11 protein-coding genes and 1 pseudogene are annotated in these 12,501 nt (G+C 75.2%); 6 read left to right on the forward strand and 6 right to left on the reverse strand.

Annotation, left to right across the window (positions count from 1 at the left end; genetic code table 11):
• Positions 1-41: 41 nt before the first annotated feature.
• On the reverse strand, positions 42-998 hold the full coding sequence (locus tag ACIA79_RS22730; protein WP_399430165.1) for a LysR family transcriptional regulator: 957 nt from the start codon (positions 996-998) through the stop codon (positions 42-44).
• A gap of 70 nt (positions 999-1,068) precedes the next feature.
• Between ACIA79_RS22730 and ACIA79_RS22735 the strand changes: the two genes are divergently transcribed.
• From ACIA79_RS22735 to ACIA79_RS22745, 3 genes and pseudogenes are all read left to right on the forward strand, one after another.
• Positions 1,069-1,689 carry a maleylpyruvate isomerase family mycothiol-dependent enzyme gene (locus ACIA79_RS22735; protein ID WP_399430166.1) on the forward strand — a complete coding sequence of 207 codons (621 nt, stop codon included), beginning with the start codon at positions 1,069-1,071 and terminating at the stop codon, positions 1,687-1,689.
• Between the two features lie 64 nt (positions 1,690-1,753).
• Positions 1,754-1,900 (forward strand): annotated as a pseudogene (locus ACIA79_RS22740) (hemin transporter); the annotation flags it as partial.
• Between the two features lie 562 nt (positions 1,901-2,462).
• The gene (locus ACIA79_RS22745; RefSeq protein ID WP_399430167.1) at positions 2,463-5,855 is read left to right on the forward strand and encodes an amidohydrolase family protein; all 3,393 of its coding nucleotides are present in this window, start codon (positions 2,463-2,465) and stop codon (positions 5,853-5,855) included.
• A gap of 59 nt (positions 5,856-5,914) precedes the next feature.
• On the opposite strand, the gene ACIA79_RS22750 is transcribed toward ACIA79_RS22745, so the two are convergent.
• Complete coding sequence (locus tag ACIA79_RS22750) at positions 5,915-6,301, reverse strand: VOC family protein (protein WP_399430168.1); 387 nt, start codon at positions 6,299-6,301, stop codon at positions 5,915-5,917.
• 177 nt (positions 6,302-6,478) lie between these two features.
• Entirely contained in the window at positions 6,479-6,772 is a 294-nt protein-coding gene (locus ACIA79_RS22755) for a hypothetical protein (protein WP_399430169.1), read from the reverse strand.
• A gap of 180 nt (positions 6,773-6,952) precedes the next feature.
• On the opposite strand from ACIA79_RS22755, the gene ACIA79_RS22760 reads away from it, so the two are divergent.
• Entirely contained in the window at positions 6,953-7,501 is a 549-nt protein-coding gene (locus ACIA79_RS22760) for a DUF2165 domain-containing protein (protein WP_399430170.1), read from the forward strand.
• Between the two features lie 57 nt (positions 7,502-7,558).
• Here the strand turns inward: ACIA79_RS22760 and ACIA79_RS22765 are convergent, their stop codons facing one another.
• The 3 genes from ACIA79_RS22765 to ACIA79_RS22775 all read right to left on the reverse strand — a co-directional run bounded on the left by ACIA79_RS22765 (position 7,559) and on the right by ACIA79_RS22775 (position 10,875).
• Positions 7,559-7,864: a hypothetical protein gene (locus tag ACIA79_RS22765; RefSeq protein ID WP_399430171.1), complete on the reverse strand. Its 306-nt coding sequence runs from the start codon at positions 7,862-7,864 to the stop codon at positions 7,559-7,561.
• A gap of 719 nt (positions 7,865-8,583) precedes the next feature.
• Complete coding sequence (locus tag ACIA79_RS22770) at positions 8,584-9,897, reverse strand: cation:proton antiporter (RefSeq protein WP_399430172.1); 1,314 nt, start codon at positions 9,895-9,897, stop codon at positions 8,584-8,586.
• 78 nt (positions 9,898-9,975) lie between these two features.
• A complete protein-coding gene (locus ACIA79_RS22775; protein WP_399430173.1) occupies positions 9,976-10,875 on the reverse strand; it encodes a YihY/virulence factor BrkB family protein in 900 nt (299 codons plus the stop codon).
• A 369-nt stretch (positions 10,876-11,244) separates the two neighbouring features.
• Here ACIA79_RS22775 and ACIA79_RS22780 point away from each other — a divergent pair, with 369 nt between their 5' ends.
• A complete protein-coding gene (locus ACIA79_RS22780) occupies positions 11,245-11,961 on the forward strand; it encodes a GNAT family N-acetyltransferase (protein WP_399430174.1) in 717 nt (238 codons plus the stop codon).
• Positions 11,958-12,464: an NUDIX domain-containing protein gene (locus ACIA79_RS22785; protein WP_399430175.1), complete on the forward strand. Its 507-nt coding sequence runs from the start codon at positions 11,958-11,960 to the stop codon at positions 12,462-12,464. Before ACIA79_RS22780 ends, ACIA79_RS22785 begins: the two co-directional genes overlap by 4 nt.
• The last annotated feature ends 37 nt before the right edge of the window (positions 12,465-12,501 follow it).

The raw sequence follows: 12,501 nt of genomic DNA on the forward strand, positions 1-12,501 counted from the left end.
ACGAGGACTCCTCCGCCGATCACCCGGTGTAGACGGACAGCCTATCGACCGGGCTGGTCGTCCGGCCCGGCCGTCGCCGGCTCGGTCATGCGGCCCCCGCCCCCGGCGTGGCGCAGACGCGCCAGGAGGGCCCGGGCCGCGGGGCTCGCCGGGCCGTCGGTGCGCCAGGCGAGGGCGATACGGCCGCGCATCGCGGGGTCGGTGAACGGCAGGGTGCGCAGCCCGAGCCCGGTGGCCGCGGGCGGCGGGAGTTCCGGCAGCACCGCCACGCCCAGTCCGCGGGCGGCGAGCCGGGCGAGCAGGGCGGGGGCCGCCGCTTCGAAGGCGATGCGGGGGCGGAAGCCCGCCCTGGCGCAGGCGTCGTCGAGCACGCCCCGCAGGCCCGTTCCGCGCGGCAGGCTGATAAGGGCGCGGTCACGCAAGGCCGTCAAGGGGACGCCGTCGCGGCCGCAGGAGGCCAGGAGCGGGTCGCCCGGGGCGACCGCGGCGACCAGCGGCACGTCGATCACCACGTCGTGGGCGATGCCCGGCTCGGGCGCCCGTCCGGTCAGTCCGATCACGGCGATGTCGAGCTCGCCGCGGGCGAGCGCTGCCAGCATCCGCTCCGAGGTGTCCTCGGTGAGTGCGATGTCCACCCTTGGATGCGCGTCGTGGAAGTCGGCCAACAACCCGGCCACGTCCAGTTCCTCGTCGGCGGCGCCGGAGACGAGGCCGATCGTGACGCGGCCGCGCAGGAGCCCGGTGTACTCCTCCACCGTGCGCCGTACGCCCTCCGCGGCGGCGAGGGCGGCGCGCGCGTACGGCAGTACCGCCTCGCCGACCTCCGTCGGTGTCACCGTCCTGCCGGACCGGTCGAGCAGCGGCTGTCCCAGCTCCCTCTCCAACTGCCGGACCTGCGCGCTCAGTCCGGGCTGCGCCAGGTGCAGCCTGGCTGCGGCGCGGGTGAACCCGGCCTCTTCGACGACCGTCAGGAAGTACCGCAGCTGCCTCAGCTCCATAACCGCTGATTCTAGGTCCGAGAAGAAGCATCTCCTGGACTTCTGCGGGCCCTGTGGTGAGGGTGGAGGCATGGACCTCACGAGCCTCATCGCCGCCGAACGCCGGGACATCGCCGACCTGTTGGACGGTCTTACGGCACCGCAGTGGGACGCGCCGAGCCTGTGCGCGGGCTGGCGGGTGCGGGATGTCGCGGCCCACATGTCGATGGGTTTCCGCTACTCGCTGCCCCAGGTGGCGGTGCGGCTCGTCCGGGCGCGCGGCAGCCTGCACCGGATGACCGACCGGCTCGCCCGCGAGGACGCGGCGACCGCGAGCACGGAGCAACTCGCCGCCTGGTTGCGGGACAACGCCCTGCACCCCTGGACGCCTCCCGTCGGCGGGCTCGTCTCGGCCCTGGGGCACGACGTGGTGCACGGTCTGGACATCACCGTGGCACTCGGACTGGACCGGCAGGTGCCGGCGGACCGCGTGCGGGTGCTCCTCGACCATGTGACGTACCGGAGCGCCAAGTTCTTCGGCGCCGACCTGACCGGTGTTCAGCTGCGGGCCGACGACGCCGACTGGACCTTCGGCACCGGCACACCGCTGACCGGCAGCGCGCAGGACCTGCTCCTGGTCGCCTTCGGACGGAAGCTGCCTGCCGGCCGGCTCCGGGGTGCGGCGACGGCACGGCACACCGCGGCCGGGTGACGCCCCGCCCGTCCGTGGTCCACGGCCGGTGGGAGGCGCGAGCTCACCGCCCGGCGGCCGGCCGGATGCTCCCGCGGGACTGACCGCCTCCCTGTGCGGGCCCCCTGCCCTTGATGCGTGCGGTCCGCGGCGACCTGCTGCGCCGCGGGGTGCCGGCGGAGAGGACCCACTACGAGGTCTCGGCCCGGACCTCTGGCTGGGCCTGCAGTAACCGGGCGCCGCCGGGCACGACGGCGACGCGGCGCGGATGTTCCTCCGGCCGGAGGACGGGCGCACACCGGTGCGCGGTGGTGGCTGCCGTGCGCCGGGGGGCGCACACCGTCCGGCAACCGTGCCCCGGCGGCGACGCGGGCCGGGCGGTGTCCGCGCCGCTCCCGCGCCATACGTGCGGGATCATGGGTTCCCGTCGGTTCCCGTCGCCCCGGCGGCCACGACCGGGCCGGAGCCGGCTTCCTTGAGCGGAGGACCTGTTGCACTCCACAGGAACGCACGCGGCGGAGACCGGGACGGCCACGGGGACGCCCCGCGACGAGGCCGTGACGGGCACGGGGAGGACGACGGCCGACGGTGGCGCGACGGCACCGGACCGGGACGTACCCGACGGTGACGCTCCGGCCCCGCCCGCCCCGGCCGGCGTCCCGGCGACAACGGCCCCCGACGACAGGCCCCTTCCGGACGCCGGCGCCCGGACCGCACACGCTCCCGCTCCCGTCGCGCACGCTCGGGCCTCCGACACTGCGGACCCCGGCCCCCGGGACACGGGCACGCCGGACATGCCGAACGCACCGGCCGCCGGCACCCCGGACCCCGGCCCCCGGGACACGGACGCACCCCACGCACCGGAGGGGCCGCACGCACCGGCCACGGCCGGAGCTCCCGCGGAGCGACGGCCGGCGGCCCCGGCCGGTCCGCCGGCCTTCACCCCCGCGGTGACGCGCCGCCGGTTCCTCGCGGCCTCCGGAGCCGCCGCGGGGGCCGTGGCCGGAGCGTCTGTGGCGGGCCCGGCGGCTGCCGCGGGAGCGGCCCGGGACCGGTTCGTCCCCCTGCACTACACCGCCGCCACGAACGGGGCCGCCGACCTCGCCCCCGCCGGCGACCGGCTGATCGCCGAAGTGCAGGGCGTCCTGTGGTCGTTGTCCCGCACGGGCGGCCCCGCCGTCGCCCTCACCCCGGCCGCGCTGGAACCGAACCGGCCCGTGCACTCCCCCGACGGCTCGCTGGTCGCGTTCTGCGCGTACCAGGGCGGCGGGTTCCACGTGTGGACCATGCGGCCCGACGGCTCGGACGTCCGGCGGCGCACCGACGGTCCGTGGGACGACCGGGGCCCGGCGTGGGCCCCCGACGGACACCGGCTCGCCTTCGCCTCCGAGCGCGGCGGGGATCCCGTCACCGGCGCCCCGTACCGCATCCGGGTCCTCGATCTGCGCACCGGTGAACCGGCCGCCGTCACGGGGCTGCCGGGCCAGAGCGGCCCCCTCCAGGAGGGCCGCTGGGAGGACTTCGACCCGGCGTGGTCACCGGACGGTACGAGGATCCTGTGCGTGCGGGCGGCCGTCACGGCCACGGATTCCGGGACGGCTCTCGATGCCCGGACCGTGGTCTCCGTACCGGCGGACGGCAGGGGGCCCGTGACGGTCGTGCACACCGACACCGGCGCCGGTCAGGTGATGGCCCCCGCCCTGTCGCCGGACGGGAAGCGGCTCGCGTACCTGAGGGTCACCGCGTCCCCGGACGGAGGGTGCACCCTCGTGGTGGACGGTGAGCCGGTGGACATCGCCGGGGACATCGCGCCCGTACCGCCGCGCTGGACCGCCGGCGGCGAGCTCCTGATCACCGTCGACGGCCGGTTCACCCTCGTACGCCCCGAGGCGCCCCGTGCGGTGGAGCGGATCCCCTTCGACGCCACCGTGCCGGTCCGCCGGCCGCGCTACCGGCCCAAGGCGTACGACGCCGACGACAGCCGCGCGCGCCCCGTCCGCGGGATCCACCTGCCGGCGCTGGCACCCGACGGGCGCCGGCTCGCCTTCGCGGCGCTCAACTCCCTCTGGGTGGCCGACACGACGGGCGGCCGGCCCCCGCGCCGGCTGCTGCGGGCGGGCACGACGCGGTACCTCCTCGGCCCGGTGTGGGCGCCCGACGGGCGTTCCCTGCTGTACGCCGACGACAGCGACGGCCTGCTCGGGGTGTACCGCCACGACCTCGTCGCGGGTGCGCGCACGGCCCTGGCGACCGGCGGACGGGTCCATCCGGCGCTTTCGCCGGACGGCGGCCGGCTCGCGTGCCTCGACATGACGGGCCGTCTCCTCGTCAAGGACCTGGCCTCGGGCGCCGAGCGCGTACTCGCGGCCCCCCTGGGCGGCGGCGGCCTGCCCGGCCGGCCCAGTTGGTCCCCCGACGGGCGCTTCCTCGCCCTGTGCGACCGCAACCGGCTGAACCAGCGGTTCCGGGAGGGCTACAACCTCATCCGGATCGTGGACGCCGCGACCGGCGCCGCCCGGCTGCGCGCCGTCGCGCCGCACGTCTCGATCTCCGACCGCTACGCCTCCGGGCCCGTGTGGTCGCCGGACGGCCGCTGGATGGCGCTGGTCGTGGAGTCCGCCCTGTGCCTGCTTCCGGTCACGGCGGACGGCGAGCCGGCGGGGCCCTTGCGTCCGCTCACCGACGAACCCGCCGACCACCCCTCCTGGTCGGGCGATTCGCGGCAGCTCCTCCATCTGTCCGGCCATCGCCTGCGGTTGACGCGTACCGACGGACGCGGGGCGCGCACCGTGCGCGTCCCGCTGGACCACCGGCGGCCCGCCCCCGCCGACACCGTCGTGCACGCCGGCCGGTTCTGGGACGGCACGGGCGGTGACGCCTCGGTCCGGGACGACGTCGACGTCGTGGTGCGCGGCGGACGCGTCGCGGCGGTGGAACCGCACCGGCCCGGCCGCGCCAGGCCGGCGGTGCGACGCGTGGACGCCTCGGACCGGACGGTGCTCCCGGGGTTGTGGGACGCCCACACCCACCCCTGGCAGAGCACGTACGGCGGGCGGCAGACCGCGTGCCAGCTGGCGTACGGCATCACGACGGCCGTGTCGCTCGGCGGCTTCGCCCACGAACACGCCCGGATCCGCGAGGCCGCCGCATCCGGTGAGCTGGCGGGTCCCCGGCTGCTCAGCTGCGGCGAGCTGCTGGACGGCTCCCGGGTGGCCTACAGCATGGGCAGGGCCCACCGCACGCGCGAGGGGCTGCGCCGGTCGCTGGAGCGGGGCGCGGACCTGGACTGGGACGTGGTGAAGACGTACGTCAGGGCTCCGGGCTGGGTGATGGAGGAGGCGGCGCGCTTCGCCCACGAGCGGCTCGGCGCGCGGGTCGGCAGCCACTTCTGCTCGCCCGGGCTGCAGACCGGGCAGGACATGACCACCCATCTGCAGGCGACGCAGCGCGCGGAAGCCGGTCACGCGGTGACCGCCACCGGGCGCGCCTACCAGGACGTGCGGGAGCTGTACCGGCGCGGTACCGGCTTCACGTTGATCGCCACTCCGTTCACCGCGATGTGGCTGGTCGGCGCCGACCCGGCGCTGGCCCGGGACGAGCGGGTCACGTGGATCATGCCTCCGTGGGACTCCGCTCTCGTGCGCCGGATGTCGGAACAGCCGCCGAGCGCCGCGCAACGGGAGACGCTGCGGACGGAGATCGGGGTGTACCGGCGCGTCCTCGCGGCCGGCGGGACGGTGGCGCTGGGGACGGACGCGCCGATCGTCCCGGTGGGGCTGTCCCTGCACCTGAACCTGCGGGCCCTGCACCACGGCGGTCTGTCACCGGCGCAGGCCCTGGCCACGGCGACCCTGCTTCCCGCGCGGGCCTTCGCCCTGGACCGGGACCTGGGCACCCTGGAGGTCGGCAAGGTCGCGGACCTCACGGTGGTGGACGGCGATCCGTTCAGCGACTTCGACGCGCTGGTCCGCACCAGCTCGGTGTTCACGGGCGGGGTGCACCACGAGACGAGCTCCCTCGTCGGGGCGTTCCGGCCGCCGGGCGGCGAACGGGCCGGTGACGGTCCGCTGCATGAGCGGCCGGGCGACCCGCACCGGCGGGACCGGGAGGACTGGCTGGACGTCGGCCGCGCCATGCGGCGGGACGGCTGCTGCTCCCCCGATCCGGCCGGTCCCGCCCTCGGGTGACCGCCGCCCGGCGCGTACCGGGGACCCGGTCGTGCCGACGGCGGCCTCGGGGGGCGCGCTCAGTCCTGGGCGTCCTGCGGGTACCAGCGCAGCTCGACCGTGTTGCCGTCCGGGTCCTTCACATAGACCGACTGGGCGCTGCCGCGCGCGCCGAAGCGGCTGACCGGGCCCTCCAGGACGTCGAACGTGCCGGAGTCGATGACCTCCTGCCAGTCGAGGGGGTCCACCACCAGGCAGATGTGGTCCACATTGGATGCGCCGCGGGGGCGCGCGAACAGGTCGATGATGGCCGTCGGGCTGATCCGCACGGACGGGAACGGCACCTTGCCGGCCCGCCACTCCTCGACGCGTACCGGTTCCAGGCCGAGGGGTCCGCAGTAGAACTCCAAGGACCGCTCGACGTCCTCCACGTTGAGCACCACGTGGTCGAAATCCTTGACCCGCACAGGGCCACCCCCTCCCGTGGTCCGGCCCACCGGCCGGACCGCTCGTACACCGCAGGACGGTCACCGGGCGCCGTCACGCCGCGGCGCCGGGACGCTGCGACGGCGTGGCGGGGCGCCGGGACACCGGTCAGCCACAGTACCTGCGGCCCGGACGAGGGGGCGCGGGCGGGGACGACCCTACCAGCGGACGCCGGGCACCAGACCGAGCGCGGGCGCCACGGGCGCGACGAGCTGCCTGAGTTCACCGAGGCGCTGCACCCCGCCGAGCCCGCCCAGCTGCTGGGTGAGCCGCGGCACCTCGGCGCGGCGCTCGGGGCTGACATGGCTCACCGACAGGTCCTCGACCTGACTGATGAGGGACGGTCCCTGCGGTCCGACGGGCACGATGGCGGCGTCGGCCGCCGGGGCGGCCAGTGCGGAGGACCCGGCGGCGAGTGCGAGGGCGGTGAGAACGCGCTGTGTCTTGGTCATAACCGGACCAACGCCGCGACTCCGCGGAGGATACGGCTTTCTCCGCCATCGGGGTCGAGCCCGGTCGCACGCCCGCGGGAGGAGCGTGCCTCGCACCGGCTGCGGCGCGCGGGCGTCCGAACGGGAATTCCCGGCATGCCAAGGGGCGTTGAGGACATGACGGCACACAGGGAGGGTGACATGTCAGGCATCGGCGAGCGCACCGGCACCCGCGCGGAGCGGCGGTGGAGCCTCGGCTCCCTGCCCGTGGCGGCGACCGCGCTGACGGGCACGGTAGCGGTGTACATGGCCCTGGTGGCCTTCGGGAACCTGACCGACTTCGGGACGAACCAGCAGTTCGTCCAGCACGTGCTGGCGATGGACACCACCTTCCGGGACCCGGACCTGATGTGGCGTGCGATCGAGTCGCGGACCGTGCAGAACGCCGTGTACGTCGCCATCATCGCCTGGGAGACGCTGACCGCGTGCGTGCTGCTCCTGGCCACCGGCCTCTGGGGTAAGGGGCTGCGCAGCGGACGCCATGAGCGGGCGCGCCGGGTGAGCACCACCGGACTCGTCATGGTCCTGCTGCTGTTCGGGCTGGGGTTCTTCGCGATCGGCGGGGAGTGGTTCGCGATGTGGCAGTCGTCCGAGTGGAACGGCCTCGACGCCGCCGCGCGCAACGTGATGCTGGCCGCGTTCACGCTCGTCGTGGTCCACCTGCGGCCGGCGTCCCGGGACGACGACTGAGGAGCCGGCGTCCCGGGACGAGGGCCGAGGAGCCGGAGCAGCGGACCCCGGCCGGGATCACCGCTCGGCCGTCAGTGCCCAGCGGACCGCCGAGGGCGCCGTGACGCGCACGCGGCCCTCGGCGGTGGCCCTCTGCAGATGGACCTCGTTGTAGGTGCTGCTTCCCCGGTCGGCGCACTCGAGGGAGAAGGCGAGCCCCACGGGTTCGACCACGGCGGAGAGGGTCCCCTCCCCCCGGCACACCACCTGAATGCCCAGCCGTCCGGTGCCGATCGCGCCGAGTGGCACGGTGGCGCCGCCGGCGCGGGAGTGGATGGCGGCGAGCGGTGTGCCGCCGTTCAGTGGTTTCGGAGCCGCGCTCACCGTCTCCGCGCTCGCCGTCTCCGCGGGGCCGCCTCCGCGGGCGGAGGATCCGCCCGGTTGCGGCGCGGCGGCCGGGGCGCTTCCGCCGGAGGGCCGGGCGCCGGGCGCCGGGCGCCTCACCACTGTGGCAGCCGCTGAGGGCCAGCGCCATGAGGCAGGCCGACAGGGCACGGCTGCCGCGCCGGCCGCGTGGCGAACATGTCGGTCCTCGCATGCGTACCCCTCCCCGCCACCGCGGACCGTGGCGCTCCCAGTAAGGCACGCACAGGACATGACGCGCAGCGGAACCGGGCACTCCTGAGCGGAACATGAGCCGACGGATCGGCGCACACCCCGGGCGCCGATGCGCGACAGCAGCATCCTCATGCGTCACCCGGGCATCCGCCACGGCGTTTCGGCCACGCCCGGGTGCGGTGTGCTCCGGGCGGCCCAAGGGCCCATGGCCGCTGCACGAGCCGCCGCCCACCCGGTCCTGCGGATCCCGCCGCGCCCGAAACACGTGTGTTCTATATCGCGGTGCGGGTCGTTGTCCCGGATGCCGCCGGCAACATCCGCGAACAGCCGCATCACCGAACAGGGCCGGTACGACGACCTGGTCCACGCGGGCGGCACCTTCGCCGAGCTGCTGGAGCTCTCACAGGACCGCTGGGCCAGGGCCGGGTGCCGAACGAACGTCCGCCCCGGGGGGCCGGCCCGCCGCAGCCTCTCGCCTGCCCGGCTCACAGCCGCTCGACGGCCACCTCGTCGTCGGTCGGGCGCTTCCCGGAGGGCCGGCGGCGGCGGGCCCGCAGGGCGCGCAGCCCGTCCAGCCGGTGGATGACGGGTGAGGCCGTCACCCCGTGCAGGGCGACCGAGGCCAGCACGGTGAAGGTCACCACGGCCCACAGCTCCTCCGCAGGGACGTGGAAGTCCTCCGTTCCGAGCGCGTGGGCGAGGTAGTACAGCGACCCGATGCCGCGGATGCCGAAGAACGCGATCACCGCGCGCTCCCGGGGCCCCGCGGCCGTGCCTGTCTGCGAGACCCAGCCGGCGAGGGGGCGGGCGACGAGCAGGAGGAGCAGGCCCACGGCGGCACCCTGCCAGGTGAGGGCGGCCAGGCCGCCCTGGGCGACGTAGGCCCCGAGCAGGAAGAGCAGTCCCGCGGTCAGCAGCCGCTCGATCTGCTCCACGAAGTCGTGCAGCACGGTGTGGTAGCCATGGGCCCGCTCGGCGGCGCGGACACGGCAGGCGGTGATGAAGACGGCGAGGAACCCGTAGCCGTGCAGGAGTTCCGTCAGCCCGTAGGCGAGGAAGGTGGCGCCCAGTGCGACGAAGCCCTCGCGGTGCTCGGCCAGCCGTACCGAGGCGCGGCCGGCGCGGAAGAAGAGCCAGCCGAGCATCCTGCCCACGGCGAGACCGGCCAGGACGCCCACCACGCACTTGTAACCGACGTCGACCAGGAGCCAGTGCCCGACCCAGCTGCCGGACAGCCCCGTGCCGGCCGCGGCGGCGAGCGCGACGGCCGCCATGACGAGGGGGAAGGCGAGACCGTCGTTCAGGCCGGCTTCGCTGGTCAGGGCGAACCTCACCTCGTCCTCGTCGTGTTCGGACTCCGTCGGTTCACCGACCCGGACCTCCGAGGCGAGCACCGGGTCGGTGGGTGCCAGGACGGCCGCGAGCAGCAGCGCGGCGGCCGGTGGCCAGTCCAGCAGCCACCAGACCGCGGGGGCCACCGCCACGACCGTCAGCGGCATGGCGATACCGAGCAGTTGCCAGGAGGCCCGCCACCGGCGCAGTCCGGCGGGACGGTTCAGGGCGAGCCCGGCGCCCATGAGCGACACGATCACGCACATCTCGGTCAGGTGCTCGACCCACGTCCGGTCGCGCACCGGATCGATGACCGGCAGGGACGCGAGCAGCGGTTGGAGGGCGACTCCGCCCGCCAGGAAGACGAGGGGCATGGACAGCGGGCGGCCGGCCACCAGCCGCGGCAGCACGGCCGCGGCGAGCGCGCCCGCCCCTGACAGGGTGTAGAGAAGATCGGCCGAGGTCACGGAAGTCCACTGCCCCGGTCGCGTGATGGCACGCCTGTGCGATGCGGCCGGTACGGGCCGGGCCGACGGGGCCGGGGTTCACGCCGGGGAGGAGCAGGGATCCGGCTTCGGCCGCCCGCGCCGGGACAGCTCGGCGTTGAACTGCGCTCCCGCCAGGAGCACGACATGGGAGACCCACAGCCACACGAGGAACGCCACCATGCCCGCCAGGGAGCCGTAGAGCCGGTTGTACGTCGCGATGTGCGAGGCGTAGAACGCGAAGCCCACCGAGGCGAGCAGCCACAGGACCACCGCCAGCGCCCCGCCGGGCAGGTTCCGGCGCAGCCCGCGGGTCTCGGGGGGCCCGGACCGGAACAGCAGCAGGACCAGGGCGACCACCACGAGGAACAGCAGCGGCCACTTCATGGCCGCCCACACGAGCGCCGCCTGGTGGTCCGCGCCCGTCCCCCGGCCGATGGCCCGCGCGATCCGCCCCGTGGCGGTCAGCGTCAGCACTCCGCTGAGCAGCAGTGCCAGCACGGTCAGCGCCCGGAGCAGGATGGCGGGGAACGCCTGCCACGCGGGGCGGCAGTCCGCGACGCCGTACATCGCGTGCAGGGCGCGCCGGAACACGGCCAGGTAGCTGGAGGACGACCACAGCGCGGCGCCGAGGGTGAGCATCACGAGCAGCCAGGGCACCGAGGCGTCCTCCTGGCGGCCGCCCAGCGCCTGTTCGAGCACGGGACGGGCCTCCTTCGGTACGAAGGCGCCGAACTGGGCGATGAGTTCGTGGGGGGAGCCCGTGCCGAGCAGGGCGATGGCGAAGACGATGACCAGCAGGGCGGGGAACACCGCCAGGACCGCGTAGTAGGTCAGCGCGGCCGCCCAGTCGGTGAGGTCGTCCTCCCACACGGCGACCGGCGTGCGCGCCAGCGCTCTCGCGTACTCATCGCGTTCGCGAGGGGGCACAGCCCCGTTCGCGGGGACACCGATCGCCATGCAACCACCGCTTCCGTCCCGCCCGGCGTGAGCCCGGCCCCGGTCCCGTCCCGTGCCGCGACAGGGGCTTGCCCTGTCTGCTGCCCCGCACGGACGCTCTCACGCCGCGCGGCGCCCGGCCGGTTCGACAGGCCGCACAGCGCCCCGCGGGTGGCGGCGGTCCCTCACGTGCGCCTCACCCGAACCGGGGGCTTCGCGCCCTTCTCCCGTGAGGGGAGGGTGCCGCCGCCTTAGCCTGGCGCTGGACGGCACGGCCGCGCTCCCGCGTCCGCGCGGTGGTGCTTCCGGCGGGCACGACGTCCGGGGCCCGGAGCCCCGTGCCGGACGGCCGCCCCACGGCACCTCGCACGCCCTTGGAAGGAGCCCGACGTGGAGCGTTCCGCAGTACCGCAGAGCCCGGCTGCGCCCCGGAGCCCGGCCGCACCACCGAACCCGGCCGCACCACCGGGCCCGGCCGCACCACCGGGCCCGGAAGCACAACGGGACGCGGCCTCACCACAGGACTCTGCTGCACGGCAGAACCCGGCTGCGCAACGGAGCCCCGCTCCACCGCAGGGCCCGGCTTCCTGTCGGAGCCGGGTCGCGGAGGCGGGAGCCGGCCGGCTCTTCGCGCCCCGCGTCGCCACTCCCGCCGACGCCGGCGAGATCGCCCGTCTGCGTTCCGAGTTCATCCTCTCCGAACGGCTCGACGACCACTGGCTCGCCGTCTGCCGCGAGCAGCTCGCCGCACGGCTCGTACCGGGCGGCGATGCCCGGGCGTACGTCGTCGACGCGCCCGCCGGAGGACTGGCCGCCTGCGCCCTGGGGCTGGTCCAGGCGGTCCTCCCGGCACCCGCGTACCCCAAGGGGCTGGCGGTGCGGATCCACTCCGTGGCCACCGAGCCCGCCTACCGCAGGCGCGGTTGCGCCAGGGCCGCGCTCTCCGCCCTGCTGACGCACCTGGAGGAGGAGGGGGTCACCCTGTACGAGCTGTACGCCCACGGCGAAGGGTCCGCGCCGCTGTACGCGTCGCTCGGGTTCGCCGGCGACCCCGCGCTCATGCGCATGACCCGCCTGACCGCCCGGACCGGGACGCACGCGTCATGAGCGCGACGTGGCTGCCGCCCGAGCAGTACGCCGAGACGCTCGTGAAGGCGACGGCATTCGCCTGCCTGTTCGTCACCGACGAGCACGACCGTCCGGTGCAGCTGCGTGCGGTGTACTCGCAGGACCATCCGTGGCAGTGGCCGGGCGGAACGATGGAAGCGGACGAACGCCCCTGGCAGACAGCCGTGCGGGAGTGCCGGGAGGAGACCGGGCTCGTCTTCGGCGGGCCCCCTCGGCTGCTGGCCGCGGTGTTCGGGCTCCCCGGTGCCCAGTGGCCGTACAACACGGTCGGCTTCGTCTTCGACGGCGGCCGGCTCAGCGCCGAGGAGGTGGCGGGCATCACCTTGGACCCGGAGGAGCACGACGAGGTGCGCGCCCTGCCGTTGGAGGAGTGGCGGGCGCACATGCCCCCGCAGGACTTCGCCCGGCTGGAGGCGGTCATGGCGGCCCGCCGTACGGGCACGACGGCGTACTTCGACACATGGGACTGGGAGGACTGCTGACCACCGCGGCCCCCGGCCGCAGCCCGTGTGCGTGCGG

This window comes from Streptomyces sp. NPDC051310, assembly GCF_044455245.1.
Taxonomy (GTDB): Bacteria; Actinomycetota; Actinomycetes; order Streptomycetales; family Streptomycetaceae; genus Streptomyces.